Source organism: Paraburkholderia sp. J12 (assembly GCF_905220215.1).
GTDB lineage: Bacteria > Pseudomonadota > Gammaproteobacteria > Burkholderiales > Burkholderiaceae > Paraburkholderia.
In genome coordinates this window covers 180,000-201,030 of sequence record NZ_CAJMZC010000008.1, presented here as the reverse complement: position 1 = coordinate 201,030, position 21,031 = coordinate 180,000, and the positions used below count along the sequence as shown (strand labels likewise).

Annotated in this window: 16 protein-coding genes; 8 read left to right on the top strand and 8 right to left on the bottom strand. The window is 67.5% G+C overall.

From position 1 onward, the window contains the following. Positions 1-21: 21 nt before the first annotated feature. Positions 22-1,332, bottom strand: a complete 1,311-nt coding sequence (locus U5760_RS18735) for an MFS transporter (protein ID WP_322013778.1) — start codon at positions 1,330-1,332, stop codon at positions 22-24. A 455-nt stretch (positions 1,333-1,787) separates the two neighbouring features. On the opposite strand from U5760_RS18735, the gene U5760_RS18730 reads away from it, so the two are divergent. After that, the gene (locus U5760_RS18730; protein ID WP_322013777.1) at positions 1,788-2,231 is read left to right on the top strand and encodes a MarR family winged helix-turn-helix transcriptional regulator; all 444 of its coding nucleotides are present in this window, start codon (positions 1,788-1,790) and stop codon (positions 2,229-2,231) included. 6 nt (positions 2,232-2,237) lie between these two features. Here the strand turns inward: U5760_RS18730 and U5760_RS18725 are convergent, their stop codons facing one another. From U5760_RS18725 to U5760_RS18705, 5 genes are all read right to left on the bottom strand, one after another. After that, complete coding sequence (locus U5760_RS18725; RefSeq protein ID WP_322013776.1) at positions 2,238-4,586, bottom strand: xanthine dehydrogenase family protein molybdopterin-binding subunit; 2,349 nt, start codon at positions 4,584-4,586, stop codon at positions 2,238-2,240. A 139-nt stretch (positions 4,587-4,725) separates the two neighbouring features. Continuing rightward, positions 4,726-5,370 carry an isochorismatase family protein gene (locus U5760_RS18720; RefSeq protein ID WP_322013775.1) on the bottom strand — a complete coding sequence of 215 codons (645 nt, stop codon included), beginning with the start codon at positions 5,368-5,370 and terminating at the stop codon, positions 4,726-4,728. 44 nt (positions 5,371-5,414) lie between these two features. Next, positions 5,415-6,446 carry a 2,5-dihydroxypyridine 5,6-dioxygenase gene (locus U5760_RS18715; RefSeq protein WP_322013774.1) on the bottom strand — a complete coding sequence of 344 codons (1,032 nt, stop codon included), beginning with the start codon at positions 6,444-6,446 and terminating at the stop codon, positions 5,415-5,417. Between the two features lie 40 nt (positions 6,447-6,486). After that, entirely contained in the window at positions 6,487-7,350 is an 864-nt protein-coding gene (locus U5760_RS18710) for an alpha/beta fold hydrolase (protein ID WP_322013773.1), read from the bottom strand. Positions 7,351-7,407: 57 nt separating this feature from the next. Next, positions 7,408-8,160: an Asp/Glu racemase gene (locus tag U5760_RS18705; protein WP_322013772.1), complete on the bottom strand. Its 753-nt coding sequence runs from the start codon at positions 8,158-8,160 to the stop codon at positions 7,408-7,410. Between the two features lie 295 nt (positions 8,161-8,455). Between U5760_RS18705 and U5760_RS18700 the strand changes: the two genes are divergently transcribed. The 7 genes from U5760_RS18700 to U5760_RS18670 all read left to right on the top strand — a co-directional run bounded on the left by U5760_RS18700 (position 8,456) and on the right by U5760_RS18670 (position 17,560). Continuing rightward, positions 8,456-9,637 (top strand): FAD-dependent monooxygenase, encoded by a 1,182-nt coding sequence (locus U5760_RS18700; protein WP_322013771.1) that lies wholly within the window; start codon positions 8,456-8,458, stop codon positions 9,635-9,637. A 127-nt stretch (positions 9,638-9,764) separates the two neighbouring features. Then, the gene (locus U5760_RS18695) at positions 9,765-10,268 is read left to right on the top strand and encodes a (2Fe-2S)-binding protein (RefSeq protein ID WP_322013770.1); all 504 of its coding nucleotides are present in this window, start codon (positions 9,765-9,767) and stop codon (positions 10,266-10,268) included. A gap of 6 nt (positions 10,269-10,274) precedes the next feature. Further along, positions 10,275-12,704: a c-type cytochrome gene (locus U5760_RS18690; protein ID WP_322013769.1), complete on the top strand. Its 2,430-nt coding sequence runs from the start codon at positions 10,275-10,277 to the stop codon at positions 12,702-12,704. 203 nt (positions 12,705-12,907) lie between these two features. Further along, a complete protein-coding gene (locus U5760_RS18685; RefSeq protein ID WP_322013768.1) occupies positions 12,908-13,669 on the top strand; it encodes a glucose 1-dehydrogenase in 762 nt (253 codons plus the stop codon). A gap of 142 nt (positions 13,670-13,811) precedes the next feature. Then, on the top strand, positions 13,812-14,342 hold the full coding sequence (locus U5760_RS18680; RefSeq protein WP_322013767.1) for a sugar dehydrogenase complex small subunit: 531 nt from the start codon (positions 13,812-13,814) through the stop codon (positions 14,340-14,342). A gap of 97 nt (positions 14,343-14,439) precedes the next feature. After that, positions 14,440-16,113 (top strand): GMC family oxidoreductase, encoded by a 1,674-nt coding sequence (locus U5760_RS18675; RefSeq protein WP_322013766.1) that lies wholly within the window; start codon positions 14,440-14,442, stop codon positions 16,111-16,113. 10 nt (positions 16,114-16,123) lie between these two features. Further along, positions 16,124-17,560: a cytochrome c gene (locus U5760_RS18670; RefSeq protein ID WP_322013765.1), complete on the top strand. Its 1,437-nt coding sequence runs from the start codon at positions 16,124-16,126 to the stop codon at positions 17,558-17,560. Positions 17,561-17,586: 26 nt separating this feature from the next. On the opposite strand, the gene U5760_RS18665 is transcribed toward U5760_RS18670, so the two are convergent. After that, complete coding sequence (locus U5760_RS18665; RefSeq protein WP_322013764.1) at positions 17,587-20,118, bottom strand: adenosylcobalamin-dependent ribonucleoside-diphosphate reductase; 2,532 nt, start codon at positions 20,116-20,118, stop codon at positions 17,587-17,589. Between the two features lie 323 nt (positions 20,119-20,441). Then, positions 20,442-20,729, bottom strand: coding sequence for a DUF3331 domain-containing protein (locus U5760_RS18660; protein ID WP_028224045.1), 288 nt, complete (start codon positions 20,727-20,729; stop codon positions 20,442-20,444). Between the last annotated feature and the right edge of the window lie 302 nt (positions 20,730-21,031).

Below are 21,031 nucleotides of genomic sequence, written 5' to 3'. Positions count from 1 at the left end.
TTCTCCCGGTGCGGGACGGTGTTAGCGGTTGACGACCTGTTTCGGATACGACAGCGCGAGGGCGCAGCCCACGATCATGCATACGGCGAAGCCGTACAGCCCCGCGCTTTGCGAATGGAAGGTATCGCGCAGCCAGCCGATGAAGTATGTGCTGCCGAAGCCGCCGAGATTCGCGAGCGAGCAGGCGAAGGCGATGCCGCCCGCCGCCGCCGAGCCCTTCAGGAAAGTCGACGGCAGCGACCATACGACGGGCATGGCGGCCGCCGCGCCCGCGTTGACGAGCGAGAACAGCAGCACGGTGGAAAGCGTGCCGTGCGTGCCGGAGGCCGCCACGGCGAGCGCGATGGCGGCAACGACGAAGGGAACGACGATATGCCAGCGCCGCTCGCGCAGGCGGTCTGAACTCGCGCCGCAGCCCAGCGTGGCGATCACCGCGGCGGCGTTGGGCACGGCCATGAGCCAACCGATCGTGTAGGCATCCTTCACGCCGGTGTCGCGCAGAATGGTCGGCAGCCAGAAGCTCACCGCATAAAGGCCGAGCAGCACGCACAGGTCGATCAGGCCGAGTGCCCACACCTTGGGGTCGGCGAAAGCGCGGCTGAGAGAATGGCTCTTGTTGCCGGCCGGATCCGCATCGAGATTGGCGCGCAGCGTCCTTTTCTCCTGTGCGTCGAGCCACTTCGCCGATTCGATGTTGTTGGGCAGCCAGCGCAGGATGACGAAGCCGAGCAGTATCGAAGGCAGCGCTTCGAGGAGAAAGAGCCACTGCCAGCCGCCCAGGCCATGCGCGCCGTCGAAGAAGCGCATGATCCAGCCGGAGATCGGACTGCCGATCATACTGGAGAGCGGCAGTCCGACCATGAAGAGCGCGACGATGCGCGCGCGGCGCGCGTCCGGATACCACTGCGTGAGGTAGAGCAGGACGCCGGGCAGGAAGCCCGCTTCGGCCACCCCCAGGAGAAAGCGCACGATGTAGAACTGCATCGGCGTCGTCACGAACAGGGTCGCGCCGGAGAGAATGCCCCAGGTGATCATGATGCGCGCTATCCACAGCTTCGCGCCCACGCGTTGCAGGATCAGATTGCTTGGCACTTCGAACAGAATATAGCCGGCGAAGAACAGGCCGGCGCCGAGTCCGTAAATGGTGTCGCTGAACTTGAGCGCGTCGAGCATCTGCAGCTTCGCGAGGCCGATATTGATGCGGTCCAGATAGGCTGCGAAATAGCAGAGGCAGAAGATCGTGATCAGGCGGAACGTGACCTTGCGGTATAGCTCGCCGTGTTGAGCGCCGGCAGGGGAAAGCGCGGCGCTGCTGGATTGCACGGTTGACATGGAAGGCTCCCGGTTGGGATGAGGCGGATTGAGATTCGCCGTTCGATGCGTGCACACATCGAGCGACCGCAGGCTCTGTATAGCATGTCAAAAACAAAGCGTATACGCTATAAATTACCAGGTCGAAAAGCAGGGTTTACGGCTTTGGTAGGTGAGTGTTTAAAAGGAGATGAGGCCCGTATTTATCGGGTCGATCTTTCGCGATCGCGAGTGATCCGTATGCGGATAAATGGTGCTTTTCCGGCACGAAATTTGTGCGTGTGCACTCTAAAATGCAGCGTTGTCGCTGAACTTCTCCGGCGTGCCGGTTGCAGGTTCAACCGCGGTGCACGGGAAGACTCCATAGATTGCGTACCTGATATGGGACAAACCGCGTCCCGGATCGTGTTTCGCCGGACTATCTCGACGGTGTACACTGCATTTTTCCGCTATCGGGCCGTTCAGGCCGCACGTTCATGCCGTCGCACAAGGATTCTTACGACTTTCACGATCAGGTGGGCCACCTGCTGCGCCGGGCCTATCAGCGCCACGTCGCGATCTTTCAGGAAGCGATTCCCGATTCCGACCTTACCGCCGCCCAGTTCGTCACGCTGTGCGCCGTGAAGGAAACGCAGGGCTGCTCGCTCAACGACATCGTCAAGACCACGGCCATCGATCAGGCCACGATACGGGGCGTGGTGGAACGGCTCAAGGCGCGTGAACTGATCGAAGTGCTTCCCGACCCCAAGGATGGCCGCAAGCTGCTGGTGCGCACCACGCCGGCAGGTGTCGTATTGATCGAGCGCACGGTACCGTTTGCGAAGCAGGTGACCGAGCGTACCTACGGCACGCTCAACGCGGGCGAGCGCGTGGCGCTGCTGTTCCTGCTGCGCAAGATGATGGAGTCGGACGACGCGTGAGCCGGCTCACGCGGGCGCGGCGTGCTGCGTGTGCTGCATGTGTTGCGCTTCGAGCAGCACGCCGGCCTCGCGCAGTCCCGCGCGTATTGTCTCGGGCGTGAAGGGCGGCGCGCAAAAGCGCACGCCCGTCGCGTCGAAAATCGCGTTGGCCAGCGCCGCCGGTCCCGGCACCGAAGCCGATTCGCCGGCACCGAGCGGCGGCTCGCCCTGGCGTGGCATCAGCACCACGTCCACGGCCGGCAGTTCGGGGAAGGTGAGGAGCGGGTAGCTGCCCCACTCGCGGCTCGCCACCTTACCGTCCGCAAAGCGCACGCGCTCTTTCAGCGTGCGGCTCAGCACCTGAATCACGTTGCCGTGAATCTGATGGCGCACGCCATCGGGGTTGATCATCGTGCCGGTGTCCTGGCCCACGGTGACGCGCTCCACGCGAATCTCGCCCGTTACGCGATCCACCACGACGTCGGCCACCCAGGCCGCCCAGGCGGCACCGAAGCCGGGGAAGCGGCTGTGCACGTAACGCGCGTAGGCGATGCCGCGGCCGCGCGCGTAGCGTTCGCCGCCGCGCAGCGGGGCATTGCGCGGTGTGCGCGTCTGCCAGCCGGCACGTTGTGCAACGGCCTGGAGCAGATCCGCCGCACGGGGGTCGTCGAGATGGCGCAGGCGGAATGCGAGCGGATCGACGCCGCTCGCCGCCGCGAGTTCGTCGGCGAAGGCGTCGTGCGCGAACGAGTTCGGCAGCGCCGAAACGCCGCGCAGCCAGGAGGCGCGCACGAGCGGCGCGAGATCCTCGCAGGCAAAGCGGCGATTGGCGCTGCGGTAGGGCGAAACGGCGGTGCGGTCGCCCATTTCGAAGATGCGCGGTTCGGCCGGCACCGCGCCCGTGAGCAAGGACGCCAGCAGCGGCGCGTCGTTGGACGGATAGCGCGTGACGAAGTCGTAGCCTGTCATGCAGCCGTCGCGCGTGACGGTGCCGATGACGTCCATCACCTGACCCGTTCCTTTGGGTTCCCAGGCATGTTCGTCGGCACGCGAGAGCTGCACGCGCACCGGCGCACCCACCGCGCGCGAGAGCAGGAGCGCGTCGCCGCACACGTCGTCGGCGCAATTGCGGCCGTAACAGCCGGCCGCCTCCATGCGCACGATGTCGATGTCGGCTTCGTCGCGGCCCACGAGTGTCGCGAGGTCGAAGCGCAGCGAGACGGGGTTTTGCGTGCCCGACCAGACCGTGATGCGCCCCGCGCCGGGTTCTCCGCTTTGCGCCCCGCCGGGTTCGCGATAATCGGCAAGCGCGCACGACGGGCCGATCGAGCCGTGCATCTGATATGGCCAGACGTAAGTCCGCGAAATCGTCAGCGTGTCCGGCGCGTTGCGCGCGGCCTCCACGTCACCCTCTTCCAGCAACGGCCTGCGCCGGGCGGGCGCGGCCTTGATGGCGGCGGCGGGGTCGTCGAGCGAGGGCAGCGCGGGCAACGGTTTCCACTTCACGCGCAACTCGCGCGCGGCCCGTATGGCCTGTTCTTCGCGCTCGCAGACGACGCCCACGAAATCGCCCAGCACGACGACCGCGCGCAGGCCGGGCACGTGCGCAACGGAGTCGTGCTCGACCGCGTCGAGCAGGCGGCCGACGAACGGCCCGCTGTCGATGCCGGCATAGGGCGGGCGCACCACGCGCCCGTGCAGCATGCCCGGCACGCGCATGTCGTGGACGAAGGTCAGCGCGCCGGTGGCCTTGGCGGGAATGTCGACGCGCGGCGACGACTTGCCGATCACGCGATAGCGCGAGGGATCCTTGACCACGGCTTTCAGGTCGAGTTCGAGTGCGATGCGCCGGTTCGCAACGAGCTCGGCGAAGCTCGCGCGGGGCGTGCCCGGGGGATCGGCGGAATCGGTGGAATTCGTGGAATCGGCGAGGAAGACTTCGCCGTTGTCGGTCGCAAGCGCCTCGACAGGCGTGCCGAAGCGTTCGGCGGCGAGTTCCAGCAGGGCCTGGCGCGCCTGGGCCGCCGCGCAGCGCAGCGGCGTCGCGGAGATCTGGATCGACGCGCTCGCGATGGTCGGCCCCTGATTGGGCGTGGACGCCGTGTGCCCCAACTGCATTGCCACGCGCGCGGGTGGCACGTCGAGCTCCTCGGCGACGATTTGCGCGAGCGAAGTGCGGATCCCGGTGCCGAGGTCGACGTGGCCGTTGAACGCGAGAATGCGGCCGTCGTCGAGCACGGCGACGAACACCTCGGCCACGCCGGGGACGAAGGAAGAGAGGCTGCCGGGCTGGCCGGGCGCAGGCTTGACGGGGGGCGCGGGCTGGCGCACGACGGTGAGGCAGCCTGGGCGCGCGAGCAGTTCGGAGCGGTTCACGGCAGAAAATTCCTCTCGGGGGCGGAACGTGCGCCATCCCTTTCGGCCGTGCACAAGAGAATGAGCGCGGCCACGTACAACGTTAAGCGGACAAAAACCCCGCGTCAAACGGAGCGGCCACGGACCGGGCCGCCCGGCTTCAGCGCTGCGCCGCTTCGATGGCCGCCGCCGCCTCGGCGAGCGGCATCACGGCCGCGTACTTCTGCTGCATGTCGAAGAGATTCGCGTTGTGCGGCTCGATCGCCCGGTCGCCGACACAGTCCGAGAGAACGAGCGGCCGGAAGCCGTACGACATCGCGTCCACCACGCTTGCGCGCACGCAGCCGCTCGTGACCGCGCCCGCGACCAGCAGCGTCTGCACGGCGCGCTGGGTGAGCCAGGGCGCGAGCTGCGTGCCGAAGAACGCCGAGGGCACGGTCTTGCGCACCACGAGTTCGCCGGCCGCCGGCGCGAGTTCGGGCACGATTGCGCTGTTCGGGTGGTCTTCCGTGAGCGTGGCCATGCCGGGCACTTTCAGCGAAAACACGTTGTCGTCGCTGCCGTCCGCGGCATAGACGATGCGGCTGTGCGCGACCGGCCAGCCGTGCCGGCGTGCGAGCGCCAGCACTTCGCGCGTGCGCTCGATGGCAGGCCGGATATTGCCGCCGCCGAAGGTGCCGGGGTCCGCGAAGCCGACCACGAAGTCGACGATGAGGAATCCGATGTTGCCGTGCACGGGCAGCGGCGTGCCGAAGCCCTGCTGCCGGTAGACGGCGGCTTCGGCGTGTTGCGAAAGATCGTTCATGGCGCAGGTCCTGGGTGGGGAGTGGCGTTCAGGCGTTCGGATATTCAGGCGACCACGCGGCCGTCGCGCACGACGATTTCGTCGTCGAGCCGGACCGTGCAGCCGCGCAGCGGAATGTCGATGTGGCACGTCGTGGTGCGGGTGCCGCCGCCTTCGTTGTTCGGTCCGAGCGAAAACAGGAAGTTGCCTTCGAACGCACGCGCGTCCATGCCGATGGTGGCCTCGCGATCGTAGAGTCCGAGCGTCGACCAGCGCGCGCGCGGCTGCAGTCCCCATCCGATATGGGAGATCGCATAGCCTTCGGGATCGGCGAAGGTTTCCATGTAATCGCGCAGCAGCGCGGCATCCACGCCGCCTTCGATTTTCGTCGCGTAGCCGGCTTCCACGGTGAGCACGATCGGCTCGTTCACGTAACGCTTTTGGGGCAGCAGAATGTCGCCGCGGTCGATCACGATGGTTCCGTGCGCCGTGCGGTCGTTCGGGTAGGTGAGCGCAAAGCCGCTCGGCCAGTGATCCCAGCGGCCCGGCTCGTCGACGAAACCGTACTCGGCGGTCGGACCGAATTCGCCCAGCGGACACACGAGCGCCGTGCCCCCCGGCGAAGAGACGCGCATCTCGCGCGCCGCGCCGATCTTGCGGGCGGCGGCGAGCACGCGCGTGCGGTCCTCGCGGGTGGGCACGAGGCGCGCGAGCACCTCGGGCGGTTCGACGGCGAGCAGGATCTTCGTGCCCGACTTGAGGATGTCGTGCTGCTCCGGAGAAAAGAGCAGCGTCATCAGGTCGAGCACGAGGTCGCTTGCCTTGAGCGCGGCGATCGCCGCGCGGTTGCCCGAGAGCGGCGTGGTGCCGAGCCAGGCGAGCGAGTCGCGGCTGAAGGCTTTTTCGCCGTTGACGGGCGGCAGGTCGAGACGATTGACGATGGCGCCCATCGCCTGCGTGGCGATCAGGGCGCACGCCAGGGTTTGCGGGTGCGTCGCGGGACTCGTCAGGATCGTGACGGTCTGGCCGGCTTCGAGACGAGAGAGCGTGAGCACTTCCTTCCACGCTTCGATCAGTTGATGGTCGCTGATGGGCATCGGATGTTCTCCAGAAAAGCGGGCGGCGCGCGTTGCGGCGTCAGGCCGGGACGGCGCCGTGGAGGGCCTGCGCCGCTTCGTCGAGCGGTGCGCCGAGGAACGTGCCGAACGCGGCGTAGAAGCCGGGCGCGTTGTCCCACGGAATCATGTGGCCGGCATCCGGCACGCGCACATGCTGCATTGCGGGTGTGGCGCGCTGCAGTTCGGCCACGTCCTCGTCGCGCACCACGTCGCCGCGTTCGGCGGTCATGAGCAGCGAGGGCACGGCCAGTTGTGCGGCATCCGCGTGAAAGTCGTCGGTATGGAATCCTGCGTATGAGGCGAGCACGGCACGCTCGTCGCAGGTAGGGAGCCATTCGGCGCGCAGGCGCAGTTGCTCGTCGGTCCAGGTCGGGCAGAACGCGCGCATACCTTCGGCGTCGGTGCCTGCGCGCGCGAGCGCCATGGAGTCCACATACCAGGGCAGCTTGCCGGGATAGGCGCGGCGTCCCGGCCCGGAAACGGGCGGATCGACCAGCACCACGGAGGCGAGGCCGCGCGGGGCGTGCCGTGCGGCGCGCGCGGCAATGCGGGCGCCCATCGAATGGCCCACCAGCGCAAAGTGTTCCAGGCCCAGTTCCGCGGCCAGCGCCACGACATCGGCGGCCTGGGCGTCGAGGCTGTAGTCGAGCGTCGCCGATGCTTCGGAAAGGCCGCGTCCGCGCACGTCGATCACGTAGGTATCGAATGCCGCGCCGAACACCTCGCCGACGAAACCCCAGGTGACGGCCGGACTCGTGATGCCGGGTATCACGATCGCGGCGGCGCGCCCGGCACGCTCCCCGTCCGCGCCGCCGTAGCGCAGATAGTGCTGGCGAATGCCGTTGGCGGCGACGTTCGCGCCGTAGAGAAAGGTGCTGGACATCGGGGGACTCCGGTAAGGATGCTGCGCCGCAGCGCGAAGGGTGCGCAAGGCGCCGTATCAGTACGCGCCCGAGAGCAGGGCGCCCGCGCCGGGCACGACGGCTTCGAGATCGAGCTCGCGCAGCATGGCCCAGGTCGTGGCGATGGCCGCCGTGATGACGGGCTTGCCGGTCATGGCTTCCACCTTCGCGACGGCCGGCAGCGAGGGCATCTGCACGCAGGCGGAGAGCACGATGGCGTCGGCGTTGGCGTAATCGAGCGTCTTGACGATCGCGGGCAGGCGCGCGGGGTCGTGGCGGCCGACCTCCAGGTTGTCGGGAATTTCGAGCGCGCGGTAGTCGAGCACTTCATAGCCTTCGTGGCGGAGGTAATCGACCACGAGTTCGGTGAGGGGCAGCATGTACGGTGCCACGACCACGATGCGCTTCGCGCCGATCGCCGCGAGCGCGTCGACGAGCGCGCCTGCGCTCGTGAGCACCGGCGCCTGTGCGCCGTTTTCGGCGGTGTGCTTCGTGAGGCGCGCCTGCGAGACGCGGTGGTAGCCGCGCCCCATCGCCATGATCGCGACGAGGCACGCATAGCCCAGCACGTCCACGCACGCATCGGACAGCTCGACTGCGCAGCGGTCCGATTCGGCGTCCATCGCGGCCAGTTCTTCTTTCACGACCTTCTTCATGCGCATGCGGCTCGAATGGAAGGTGAACCGCTCCGGACGGATCGTTTCGCGCAGGCGCAGCATGGCCGGGATCTCGGTTTCCATCGTGGTGTTCGAGCTCGGCACGATCTGGCCGATGCGGTAGGTCTTGCTCATGACGCGCACTCCATTGCAGTTGGGCGGCGACGAGACCCGCCCGGGCGGGCGTCGTCGAAGGTTGAGCAAAGTCTAGTGTGTACGTTTTAAATGTGCAACGGGAAAAATATTCGGGTGGCGTTTGTCGCTTCATATATAGCGATGAATGAGCAGGAAGTGGGGTGGGCAAACACGGAAAACGAAAAGCTTGCCGATTTATTTTCTAATGTGTACGCTACATTTAACTTCGATTCGACTCGAACTCAACCCGGCCCGGCTGCGCACTGGCGGCGCGGGCGCACGACCAGGAGAACTTATGAGCAAGCCCCGTATCGCCATCATCGGCGCCGGTCTGGGCGGCGTGGCGGCGGCCGCGCTGCTGCAGCGCCGTGGTCACGACGTCCGCCTCTACGAGCAGGCGGGCGCGTTCTCGCGCCTCGGCGCGGGCATCCATCTCGGGCCGAATGTCATGAAGATCATGCGGCGCATCGGCTGTGAAGACGCGCTCAATACGATGGGCTCGCATCCCGACTACTGGTACAGCCGCGACTGGAAGACCGCCGAGGCGATCGCGCAGATTCCGCTGGGCGACTACGCGCTGAAAAACTATGGCGCGAGCTACCTGACCGTGCATCGCGGCGACTTCCACAAGCTGATGACCGATGCCGTCGCACCGGGCACGATTGCGTTCGGCAAGTGCCTGCAGGCAGTCGAGGACACCGGCAGCGAGGTGCATCTCACGTTCGCCGACGGCAGTGTGGAAACGGCCGACATCGTGATCGGCGCGGATGGGGTGAATTCGAAGATCCGCGAGCATCTGCTCGGTGCCGAGCCGCCGCGCTACACGGGTTACGTCGCGCATCGGGCCGTGTTTCCGGCTGCGCTGCTCGGCAACCGCCCGTACGACATGTGCGTGAAGTGGTGGTCGCAGGATCGCCACATGATGGTCTACTACGTGACCGAACAGCGTGACGAGTACTACTACGTCACCGGCGTGCCGCAGGCGCAGTGGCCCGCGGGCGTCTCGATGATGGAGAGCAGCCGCGAGGAAATGCGCGAGGCGTTCGAGGGCTACCATCCGGACGTGCTCAACCTCATCGACGTGTCGCCCTCCATCACCAAATGGCCGCTGCTCGAGCGCGACCCGCTGCCGCTGTGGAGTCGCGGCAGGCTGGTGCTGCTCGGCGACGCCTGCCATCCGATGAAGCCGCACATGGCGCAGGGCGCGGCCATGGCGATCGAAGACGCCGCCATGCTCACGCGCTGCTTCGACGAAGTGGGCACGACCGACTACGCCGGCGCCTTCGCGCTGTACGAGGCAAACCGCGCCGCGCGCGCTTCGAAGGTGCAGCTCGTCTCGCACAACAATACGTGGCTGCGGACCAACGAAGATCCCGCATGGGTTTTCGCCTACGACGTGTTCGACGTGCCGCTCGTCTCACCCTCGCCGGCAGGCGGAGCGAACGCGACGGCCGAGGCCGCCACGGCGGAAAGCTGAAGCGCGCCGAATTTCGGCGGGTTATAAGCTTGTGCCATGCGGCGCGCAGTGCGTGGGCGGTTCACGCGCCGCGCCGCCCGGGCATCGAATCGGCAAGCCCGTGCGTACCCTATTTTCGAGATAGTCCATGCTGCATCCCGGTTCCCCCGCGGGGCCGCTCACGCTGAGCGTGAACGGCACGACGCGCACGATCGAGGGCGCCACGCCCGACACGCCGCTGCTCTACATCCTGCGCAACGACTGCGAGCTCAATGGCCCCAAGTACGGTTGCGGGCTCGGGCAATGCGGCGCGTGCACCGTGCTGGTGGACGGGCAGCCCACGCGGTCGTGCGTGGTGCCGGCGGCGGCGGTGCGGGAGCGCGAGGTGACGACGCTCGAGGGGCTGGGCACGCTGGAGGCGCTGCATCCCGTGCAGCGCGCGTTCATCGACGAGCAGGCGGCGCAATGCGGCTATTGCCTCAACGGCATGATCATGAGCGCGACCGCGCTGCTGGCGCGCAATCCCGCGCCCGACGAAGAGGCGATACGCGACGCGCTGCGCTTCAATCTGTGCCGCTGCGGCACGCATCTGGAGATCGTGCGCGCGGTCAGGCGCGCGGCGGTCTATCTGCAGCAGGAACGAGGGGGCTGAGGCGCGATGAGCGAGGACGATCCGCAGGGCCGGCGCACGCCTGAAGCCGGCACTCTCGTGCCGCTCGCGCGCGACATCGGTGGCAGCGCGCCGGACGGCGGCGAGGCGGATGCGCCACGGCGTGCCCATTACACGTGGCCCGCGCAAGGGGTGGAGGCCGACGCGGGCCTTGCTGTCGCAGCGAGCCTCGCGGCGGACGGCACGATGAAGACCTGGCACTATCGCGCGTATCTCGAAGTCAAGTCAGACGATACGGCCGCCGAGGGATCGAGTGGCGCCGGCGCTGCGCCGCCGCTAATCGTGTATCGCCACACGCAGGCGAGCGTGGCGGTGGAAGACCCCGCGCGCGCGATTCCAGCCGAAGCCCACGTGTTCGCGCGGGAATCCTTTATCGACGAAATCGCGCTGGATGTGCACCGCGATCCTGTCGCACTGCGTCTCGATCATCTCGATGCGACCCGCGACGCGGGCGCGCGCGAGGTGATCCGCATGGTGAGCGAGCGCGCCGCGTGGGGCGCGGCGGTTCCGTCCGTGGGCGAGCCCATGGGGCCGTGGCTGCATGGGCGCGGGTTTGCCTTCGACGCATTGGCCGGCGAAGACGCAGCTGCTTCGGTAGCGCGGCCCGCGAGCTGGTCTGCGTGGGTCGTCGATCTCGACGTCAATCGCAAGACGGGCGATATTGCCGTGCGGCGGGTCGTGGCGGGACAAGGCGAGGGGGCGCCAGAGGGCCCGTCGCTCACAGGCATGCCGGCGTGGCAGATCGAAGAGGCCGTTGCACGTGCGACGGGCATGCGGCGCATCGCCCGGGCGACCCATGACGAGCCGGGTAACGATGCCGCTGCGCAGGCGTCGATTGCACACGATCTCATCGAATCGGCAAACAAAAAGGACACCGAAATAGTGGGAGCAGGTGGTGGAGAAGGACGCATCGACCGGGCTGCCGCTCCGGCCGCTGCGGCGATTGCCAATGCGCTCTACGACGCCACGGGCGTGCGCTTTCGCGCGCCGCCGTTCGATGCCGAGACCATCCGGCGCGCGCTCGCCGAAGCCGGGCCGGCCGCCGTACTCGCGGCGCCTGCCGCCCTGCGCCGGCCGTCGCGGTGGAAGCGCTGGCTGGCGGGCGGTGGGATCGGCGGCGTGGCGGGCGGCCTGATCGGCCTTGCCTGTTCGATACTGCCGGGACCTTCGCCCATCGCGCCCCTGCCGGCCGGCGCGGGGCCCGATGCCTCGATGTGGAGCGCGGCGATGCTCGAGCGCGGCCGTCTGGTGGCCATCGCCGGCGACTGCGCCGTTTGCCATACGGCGCCCGGGGGGCAGACGAATGCGGGCGGCCTTGCCCTCGAGACGCCGTTCGGCACGGTCTGGTCGACCAACATCACGCCCGATCGCGAAACCGGCATCGGCGCCTGGACCTATGAGGCGTTCGCGCGCGCGATGCGCGAAGGCATTGCGCGCGATGGGCATCATCTCTATCCCGCGTTTCCGTACACGGCTTTTGCCCGCATGAGCGAACCGGACATGATGGCGCTGTATGCATGGCTCATGTCGCAGCCGGCCGTGAGGAACGTTGCGCCCGAAACGAAGCTGCCGTTTCCGATGAACCAGCGCCGCCTCGTCGCGGGCTGGAACTGGCTCTTTCACGACGACGCACCCTATCGGCCCGATTTGCAGCAGTCGGTCCTGTGGAATCGCGGCAAATATCTCGTGGACGGCGCCGGACATTGCGGCGCGTGTCACACGCCGCGCAACGCGCTGGGCGCCGAGAAGGGCGGCTTCGCCTATCTGGCGGGCGGCAGCGCCGAAGGCTGGGAGGCGCCCGCGCTGGTGGTGTCGCGAGGCGGGGCGGGCGCGCCCGTGCCGTGGACCGAAGACGCGTTGTTCACCTATCTGCGCACGGGCTTTTCGCCCGAGCATGGCGTGGCTGCCGGCCCCATGGCGCCCGTGGTTGCCGGGCTTGCGAGTCTGCCGGAAACGGACGTGCGCGCCATCGCGCATTACCTCGCCTCGCTGTCGCCGCCCATCGACGCACAGACCGCCGCCCACGCGGCCGCGCAGCGCGCGGCGGGCGCCGATGCCGACGCGCTCGCCGCGAGCGGCTTGCAGAACGGCCGCCGCATGTTCGAGACGGCGTGCGCGGTGTGTCATGGCGAAACGGGGGGCGTCGGACACTTTGGGGTGAGGCCGCTCATGGGGCTGAACACGAGCGTGAGCCAGGCGAGCCCGGACAACCTGCTGCGCGTGCTCATGCACGGCATCGATCAGCCGGCGACCGAGGGGCTCGGCTACATGCCCGGATTCAAGGAGAGTTTCGACGATCGCCAGATGGCCGAACTGGCCGGCTATATTCGGGCACGCTATGCGCCGGACCAGCCGGCCTGGCGCGATCTGGCGACGGCCGCGGCGCGCGTGCGCGCGCAGCCGACGCAGGCGCATTGAGCGCCGCCCGCTCCGCGGCGAACGGGATGCCCGAACCGGGGCGGGCTAGCGGTAACGCAGGACCTTGCCCTCTTCCCGCGCACCGCTCCAAAGCGGAGAAAAACTCATAACCTTCATGCGAAAACGTCGTACTGGAAGTGGGGGCTGGAGGGCGCAAGCCGTGCCTATAATCACCGCTCCCTGAATCGCATGGAGTGGCTGTCATGTTCGATCTCACCGGCAAGGTCGCCATCGTCACCGGCGGGACCAGCGGTATCGGTTTCGGCATCGCAAAGGGCTTCGTGCAGGCCGGCGCGCGGGTGGCACTGATCGGCCGCGACGAAGCGCGCGGCGCCTGGGCATTGCGCGAGCTCGACGCCGCCGCTGCCGCTGCCGCTATCTACGTGAAGGCCGACATCTCGGACGGCGAACAGTGCAATCGCATGGCGCAAGAGGTCGAGCGCCACTTCGGGCGCGTCGATATCCTCGTGAACAACGCAGGCATGAATATCCGCCGCCATGCTCAGGACTATTCACATGCGGAGTGGCACCAGATCGTCGATACGAATCTGAGCAGCGCGTTCTACTGTGCCCAGGCCGTTTATCCGGCCTTCGGCCGTGCGCAGGGCGGCAAGATCCTCAACATCGGCTCGATGCTCTCGCTGTTCGGCACGACCTACGGCGCAGGCTATGCCGCGAGCAAGGGCGGCATCGTGCAGCTTGGCCGCGCACTGGCAGTGGAGTGGGCGCCGCAGAATATCCAGGTCAATACGCTGTTGCCGGGCTGGATCGAAACCGAGCTTACCGCTGAAGCGAAGAAACTGTTCCCCGACATGGAAGCGGGCGTTCTTGCGCGTACGCCGCAGGCCCGCTGGGGGCGCCCGGACGATCTGGCCGGCATCGCCGTCGCGTTGTGCTCCAGCGCCTGCGATTTCATCACCGGCACGGCCATCCCCGTGGATGGTGGCTATTCAATCCAGGGTTGAGGCCGGCCTGAGCTACACTTGGGCGGCAGTGTTGGCGCGGGCAGGGGCAGCCGCCTCGCTACCCGCACGAGAAGCATGTCAGTCGTACCAGGGTGTGCGGCGCCGCCGCACCAGAAGAACGAGAACCTGAAGGACCATGCACATGATTGCTTCAGACAAGGCGAACGATCCCCCCTCCACGCGGGTTGGCCGCCGCCGGTTCGTCTTTGCGGCCGTTTCGCTGGCGGCGCTCGGTGTCGTCGATCTGTGGTCCGACGTGCATGCGTCCACGGCCACCGACTACACGGGGCTGGACACCTTCATGCAGGTGTCGAAGCACGTTGCGCCGAAGACCCTGAGTCCCGTCACCGGCGCGGCGCTCTATCAGGCGCTGCGCGACGGCGACCGGAATTTCGATGCGAATCTCGCTGCGCTCGCGAAGCAAATCGCGGCGAGCCCCGACCTCGCGATCGAAGCGCTCGCCGACGAACTCGACCGCAACAAGCAGACCACACTGCGCGATACGCTCAACAGGATCACATCGGCCTGGTATCTGGGCGTGGTCGGTTTCAGGACCTATGCGTACGAAACCGCGCTGATGTTCGGCGTGGTGAGCGACGTGCTGAGCCCGCCCAGCTACGTTCGCCGCGGCCCGTTGTACTGGGTGAAATCGGTCAGTCTTCCCGCTACCTGAGCGCCGCCGCCATCGTGGCGCGCTCCGTCACGCATCCGCTAGCCGCTTGCGTGCTGTCGAATCCTCAGAAAAGCAGGTCCCCTGGAGAGACTCTCCCATGAATAGTTCATCGCTTTCGGCGGACGTCGTCATCGTCGGCGCGGGCGCGGCTGGCAGCATCGCCGCACTCGAACTCGCCAGCAGCGGGCTTTCGGTGATCGTGCTCGATGCCGGCCCGCGTGTCACGCGCGGCGAAATCGTCGAGAACTTCCGCAATGCGCCCGTCACCACGCGCGCGTTGACCACACCCTATCCGCCGAAGCCCTGGGCCCTCGCCCCGACCTTCTACAACACCGACGGGACGATCCAGGACTATCTGCAGGTCACGGGACCGGACGGCGGCGCCTACCAGACCGACTATCTGCGTCTCGTGGGCGGCACCACGTGGCACTGGGCGGCCTGCGCGTGGCGGCATCTGCCCAACGACTTCCGGCTGCATTCGACCTACGGCGTGGGCCGCGACTGGCCCATCGGCTACGACGATCTGGAGCCGTACTACTACCGTGCCGAAGTGGCCTGGGGCGTATGCGGCCCGGATCCGCTGAACGACCCGCAGCAGGAGTTTCTCGGCTCGCCGCGCAAGCAGAAGTATCCGATGGACATGATGCCGTGGACGTACACGAGCCGCGTGTTCGACGAGGCCGTGCGCAAGCACACGCAGTGCCGCGTGGTGCACGAGCCCGAGGGGCGCAACACGCGCCCGTACGAAGGCCGGCCCACTTGCGCGGGCAACAACAACTGCATGCCGATCTGCCCGATTGGGGCGATGTACAACGCGATCGAAACCGTGGTCAAGGCGGAAAAGGCCGGCGCGCGCGTGATGGAAAATTCGGTGGTGTACCGCATCGAAACCAATCCCGCGAACGACGAAGTGGTGGCGGTCCACTTCTACAACCCGAACAAGGAAAGCTTTCGCGTGACGGGCAAGCAGTTCATTCTCGCCGCGCACAACATCGAGACGGTCAAGCTGATGCTGTTCTCGAAGGACGAGAAGAATCCCAACGGCATCTCCAACAAGACGGACCAGGTGGGCCGCTACATGATGGAGCATGCGGGCACCGAAGTGCAGTTCACCTGCAAGGATCCGGTGTGGATGGGGCAGGGGCCGCAGCACAATGCGGCGATCGACACCTGGCGCGACGGCCCGTGGCGCAACGAGATGGCCGCCTCGATCCACCGCATCGACGAGATGAACATGACCGCGCAGGTCACTGAGGCGGCCTTGAAGAAGGGCCTCGTGGGCAAGCCGCTGGATGAGGCGATCCGCTACGGCACGGCGCGGCGCATCGAGATTTCCTCGCACCATGCGGTGCTGCCGGATGCACAGAACCGGCTGACGCTTTCCGGCAAGAAGGACATGCTGGGCATCAACTTCCCCAGCGTCCACTACGCGATCGACGACTACACGCGCCGCAGCGCCGTGCGCACGGTCAAGGAGCTCTACGAGCCGCTGATCGCCGGCATGGGCGGCACGGACGTGCTCTACATTCCCGATCCGGACAATCCGTACACCTTCTCCGCGGAAGACCACCCGGCGGGCGGCGCGCTGATGGGCAACGATCCGAATACTTCCGTCGTGGATGCGCAGTGCCGCTCGCACGAACTGAAGAACCTGTACGTTGCGTCGAGCGCCGTGTTCGTGAACACGGGCACGGCCAACCCGACCTTGACGATCGCCTCGATCAGCCTGCGCGTGGCGGACACGATCAAGGCCGAACTGGCGCGCGGTTGAGGAGGATCCGATGAAGAACGCACATCTTCTCAAGGCGGGGTTCGCGTCGGCCGTTCTCGCGGTCGCGTGTCATGCAGGCGCGGTATCGGCGGCCGACGTCGCTACGGATCCCGCCCAGGCCGCGCTGATCGCGCGTGGCGCGTATCTCGCGAAAGCAGGCGATTGCGCGGCCTGCCACACCGCGCCGGGCGGCAAGCCGATGGCGGGCGGCTTGCCGATCGATTCGCCGTTCGGAAAGATCTATTCGAGCAACATCACGCCGTCGAAGTCCAACGGCATCGGCGGCTATAGCGAAGCGCAGTTCGCGCGCGCGTTGCGCGACGGCGTGCGCGCCGACGGCACGCATCTGTACCCGGCCATGCCTTACCCGTCCTACGCGGGCATCACCGACGACGACGTCAAGGCGCTCTACGCGTACTTCATGCAGGACGTCCAGCCGGTCGACGCGGCTGCGCCGCCCACGCAGCTGAAATTCCCGTTCGACCAGCGCTGGCTGATGGCAGGCTGGAACCTGCTGTTCGCAGGCGGGCAGCCCGGCGCGCCGGTCGAGGGCAAGAGCGCGCAATGGAACCGTGGACGCTATCTGGTTCAGACGCTGGGGCACTGCGATTCGTGCCACGCGCCGCGCAACTTCGCGATGGGCGAAAAGCTGAGCCTCGGGCTCTCGGGCGGGCAGGTCGGTCCGTGGCAGGCGCCGAACATCACGTCCGACCCGGTCAGCGGCATCGGCGGCTGGTCGCACGGGGAGCTCGTGCAGTACCTGCGCACGGGCGCGGTGGCGGGCAAGGGCCAGGCGGCCGGCGGCATGGCGGAGGCGATCGGCAAGAGCCTGCAATATTTGAGCGACGACGATCTTTCGGCGATCGCCACCTATCTCAAGGAATCGGATCCCGTTCGCAATCCTGACGATGTGCGTGCGGCCTACGACTACGGCGGAAGCGGCGAGAACTACGAGCCGGCATTGCGGGCCGGCAATCCGGGCATCGGCTTTAACCAGCCCGGGCCCGGTTATGTGGCGCTGACCACCGGCGCGCAACTGTACAGCGCGAACTGCGCCAGTTGCCACCAGTCCAGCGGCGGCGGGACCCCGGACGATGCGTTCCCCTCGCTCACGCACAACACGGTATTGGGCCGCAACAACGCCGACAATCTGGTCATGGTGATTCTAGAAGGCCTGCACATCGACACGCAGGACAACGACCGGCAGATGCCGGGTTTTGCCGACGACCTGAACGATCAGCAGATTGCGACGCTCGCGACGTTCGTGATGAAGCAGTACGGCAACCCGGACGTGACGGTGACCCCCGATCGCGTGGCGCTGCTGCGCAACGGCGGACCCAATCCTTCGGCCGCCTTGCTGCCGGCCGGGGCGATCGGGTTGCTGGTGCTGGTGCTCGTGGTGTTCGGCGGTTTCAGGCTGGCTCGTCGCCGCCGTCGCGCGCGTTGATGCGGATGCGCGGGTAGCGCCATCCGCTACCCGCACGCCCCAATCTCTCCGCACGCCGTGCAGAAGTCGCACCCGTCCTTGCGGATCACGGCGTTCGCGCCGCACGAACCGCATTTGCGGCCGAGCATGGCGTGCGGTGCGGCGAACGCGGCGTCGGGCGGCAACGCATTGGGGCCGTCCCGCACCTGATCGCCCGCGGGCGTCGTGCCGGACGCGAGCGCCTGCGCCGCCGCAGCCGTCTTGCGCTGTTGCGCCAGGAGCCGCGAGGGCACCTGCCGCCCTTCGGCGTCGAGAAACCCGCGCCGGTGGAGGATCTGCTGGATCGCATAGGCGATCGCCGCCACCTCCGAATCGTGCCAGAGCGGGATGCGCTTGCCGTCGAGCCGCTGCGTTTCGCCATAGCGCACCTGGCCGCGATCCCACGACACCTTGCGCAGATCCTGCAGATTGCGCGCGACGAAACCGCCGCGTGCCGCGAGCGAGAGCGAGCGCATGGTCGCCGTGATCCACTGCTGCGACTCGTCGCGCTGGCCAATGGGAATGAAGAACTCGATGGGCCGCTCGATCGTCGCCGCCTCGCCGCCCACCTGGCCCGTCACTTCGAGGAACGACACGGCCACGTAGAGCGACACCTTGCCCGCCTGCGTCAGATATTCGATCTTCTCGATCACGGCGGGCAGCTCGCCCTTGGGGCGATGGTCGATCGCCACGCGCAAGGGGTCGAGAAAGGCATCGGCGAGCGTTTCGTCGGCGGCGGGCAGCGTTTGCAACACCGCGCCGAGCGTCTCGTTCGGGCGATAGGTGGCGAGCCCCTTGAGGCCGCGCCGCCACGCATCGAGATACAGCCCTTCGAAAGCTTCGAACGGATAGTCGGCGGGTACGTTGACGGTCTTCGAAATCGACGTATCCACGAAGGGCTGCACCGCCTCCATCATCGCGATGTGTTCCTGCGCGCTCATTTCCAGCGCGCTCACGAAGTAGTCCGGCAACGCGCTCACGTCGCCGCCCAGGGCGCGATAAAGGCGCCACGCATGATCTTCGACGGCGAAGGTTTCGCTGCTGCCGTCGCTCATGCGGCGCGTGCGCTGATAGGTCCACGAGAACGCGGGCTCGATGCCGTTCGAGACGTTGTCGGCGAACGCGAGGCTCACCGTGCCGGTGGGCGCGATCGAGAGCAGATGGCTGTTGCGGATGCCGTGCGCGCGGATCGCGTCCTTGAGGTCGGCGGGCAGGCGCGAGGCGAAGGTGCCGTCTTCCAGATACGTCGCGGCGTCAAAGAGCGGGAACGCGCCGCGCTCGCGCGCGAGTTCCACCGACGCGCGATAAGCGGCGTCGCGCATGGTGTGCCCCACGCGGGTGCCGAACGCGCAGCCTTCCGCCGAGTCGTAGCGGATGCCGAGCATCACGAGCGTGTCGCCGAGCCCCGTGAAGCCGACGCCGATACGCCGCTTGGCCGCCGCTTCGGCCTGCTGTTCGGGCAGCGGCCAGAGCGTGACGTCGAGCACGTCGTCGAGAAAGCGGATCTGGGTGGCGGTGCGCTCGGCGAGCGCGTGCCAGTCGAACGACGGCTTGCCGCCCTTCAGTTGTGCGAACGGATCGACGACGAAGCGCTTGAGGTCGAGCGGCCCGAGGTTGCAGCAGCCATAGGGCGGCAAGGGCTGTTCGCCGCACGGGTTCGTCGCGCGGATCGTCTCCTGCGCGCGCAGGTTGTTGTCCTCGTTCATGCGCGAGATGAACACCACGCCCGGCTCGGCGATGTCGTAGGTCGAGCGCATGATCCTGTCCCAGATCGCGCGGGCGCGCGGTTCGGCGTAGATCCACGCGCCGTCTTCGCGCTGGCGCAGATCGCCGGCGGCGCGCAGCGCGGGCGAGGGTTCGGCGCGGTGCACGAGCGGCCAGAGTTCGTCGTTTTCGACCGCGTGCATGAACGCGTCGGTCACGGCCACGGAGACGTTGAAGTTGTTCCAGCGTCCCCGCGTATGTTTGGCTTCGATGAATTCGGGCAGGTCGGGGTGATCGCAGTCGAGCACGGCCATCTGCGCGCCGCGCCGCGCGCCTGCGCTTTCGACGGTGCGGCACGAGGCGTCGAAGACGTCGATATAGCTGCACGGGCCGGAGGCGTTGGATCCCGTGGAGCGCACGAGCGCGCCGCGCGGCCGGATGGCCGAGAAGTTGTAGCCGACGCCGCCGCCGCGGCGCATGGTCTCGGCGGCCTGCAGCAGCGCGACGTAGATGCCGGGGCGGCCTTCGTCGTCGACGCCCTGGATGCTGTCGCCCACGGGCTGCACGAAGCAGTTGATGAGCGTGGCTTCGATGCCGGTGCCCGCCGCGCTCATGATGCGCCCCGCGCCGAGCGCGCCGTGGCGCAGGTTGTCGGCGAAACGCGCTTCGACGGCGGCGCGTTGTTCGGGCGGCTCGGCCATGGCGACGCCGCGGGCGACACGGCGATAGACGTCGTCGGCGCTGCGCTCGTCGCCTTTGGCGTACTTCTCGAGCAGGACGTCGAGCGAGAGCGGCTGCGGGGCGACCGGCAGCGGGAGGGGATCGTTTTCGGCCATGGGCTCACTCCTCGCAGGGCGCCGCGCTGGCCGGGGGAGTCGGCAAACCGCGGGGAAACCTCGGGGAAGCCCCGGGAGAGCCTCTGGAGAAGCGAAGGGCCGAACCGGACGCCGCATGCATGGGCTCCACCATACCGCAGCGGCGCCTGCCGTGCTCGACGCCGTACGGGGTGCCGCTATCCCGCTGTCCGGCTGTCCCGCTGTGTCACCCCGGCGCGGCCAAAGCGCGCGGCGCGGTTACACTGCGTCTCGAAGCGAAGCGTGGGGCAGCAGGGAGGTGGTGGCGCGCCGTTCGATGCCGGCGCATCGACCCAGGGGCGGCCTTATTCGGGGGCGAGGTCGCCGAACACTTCGGCGGCGATCATGACGGAGGCGTTCAGCGGTGCGGGGCGTTCGGCCGGCTTGAACACGGCGTCGCCGCGGCGGATCTTGCGGCGCGACACGGCGCAGGTTCCCGACGTATGCGCCGAGCGGCGGCGCCAGCGCTGTTCCCCGTAGTGACAGCGTCCCGGCTCGACCCAGCGGATCACGAGTGCGCCATCCGTCTGTTCGAGCACTTCGATGCGCTCGCCATTGGCACCGTCTAGCGCGAGGCACGCTTTGGATTTCATTGTCGGCTCCGTAGGTGGGGTTGCCGCGAATGTAGTCCTGCTGGGCGCCGCGTGCCATTGTGTCGGCGTTGAAACACCATTCCATAATCGGCAACAATGCCCCTGCGACATGTTGCGATTCACGAAGGAATGGGGCTTTGCGGGGGATCCGCGTCAACCTGACGGATTTGTGCAACGCAGTGTTGTACCAGGCGCGACATCGAAACGCCGCCTGCGAGGGGATCCGCGGAGGGGCGGAACGCTTTTGAAATGCGCGGATCGGAACAGGGTGCGCGGACCGAACGCGCCTGGGGTGCGGTTCT

Bases quoted from the DNA above. Each gene is read 5' to 3' on its own strand.
- U5760_RS18670 (WP_322013765.1), top strand. From the start codon at position 16,124: ATGAAGAACGCACATCTTCTCAAGGCGGGGTTCGCGTCGGCCGTTCTC.
- U5760_RS18680 (WP_322013767.1), top strand. From the start codon at position 13,812: ATGATTGCTTCAGACAAGGCGAACGATCCCCCCTCCACGCGGGTTGGC.
- U5760_RS18690 (WP_322013769.1), top strand. From the start codon at position 10,275: ATGAGCGAGGACGATCCGCAGGGCCGGCGCACGCCTGAAGCCGGCACT.
- U5760_RS18735 (WP_322013778.1), bottom strand. From the start codon at position 1,332: ATGTCAACCGTGCAATCCAGCAGCGCCGCGCTTTCCCCTGCCGGCGCT.
- U5760_RS18660 (WP_028224045.1), bottom strand. From the start codon at position 20,729: ATGAAATCCAAAGCGTGCCTCGCGCTAGACGGTGCCAATGGCGAGCGC.
- U5760_RS18695 (WP_322013770.1), top strand. From the start codon at position 9,765: ATGCTGCATCCCGGTTCCCCCGCGGGGCCGCTCACGCTGAGCGTGAAC.
- U5760_RS18715 (WP_322013774.1), bottom strand. From the start codon at position 6,446: ATGCCCATCAGCGACCATCAACTGATCGAAGCGTGGAAGGAAGTGCTC.
- U5760_RS18705 (WP_322013772.1), bottom strand. From the start codon at position 8,160: ATGAGCAAGACCTACCGCATCGGCCAGATCGTGCCGAGCTCGAACACC.
- U5760_RS18675 (WP_322013766.1), top strand. From the start codon at position 14,440: ATGAATAGTTCATCGCTTTCGGCGGACGTCGTCATCGTCGGCGCGGGC.
- U5760_RS18665 (WP_322013764.1), bottom strand. From the start codon at position 20,118: ATGGCCGAAAACGATCCCCTCCCGCTGCCGGTCGCCCCGCAGCCGCTC.
- U5760_RS18730 (WP_322013777.1), top strand. From the start codon at position 1,788: ATGCCGTCGCACAAGGATTCTTACGACTTTCACGATCAGGTGGGCCAC.
- U5760_RS18710 (WP_322013773.1), bottom strand. From the start codon at position 7,350: ATGTCCAGCACCTTTCTCTACGGCGCGAACGTCGCCGCCAACGGCATT.
- U5760_RS18685 (WP_322013768.1), top strand. From the start codon at position 12,908: ATGTTCGATCTCACCGGCAAGGTCGCCATCGTCACCGGCGGGACCAGC.
- U5760_RS18700 (WP_322013771.1), top strand. From the start codon at position 8,456: ATGAGCAAGCCCCGTATCGCCATCATCGGCGCCGGTCTGGGCGGCGTG.
- U5760_RS18720 (WP_322013775.1), bottom strand. From the start codon at position 5,370: ATGAACGATCTTTCGCAACACGCCGAAGCCGCCGTCTACCGGCAGCAG.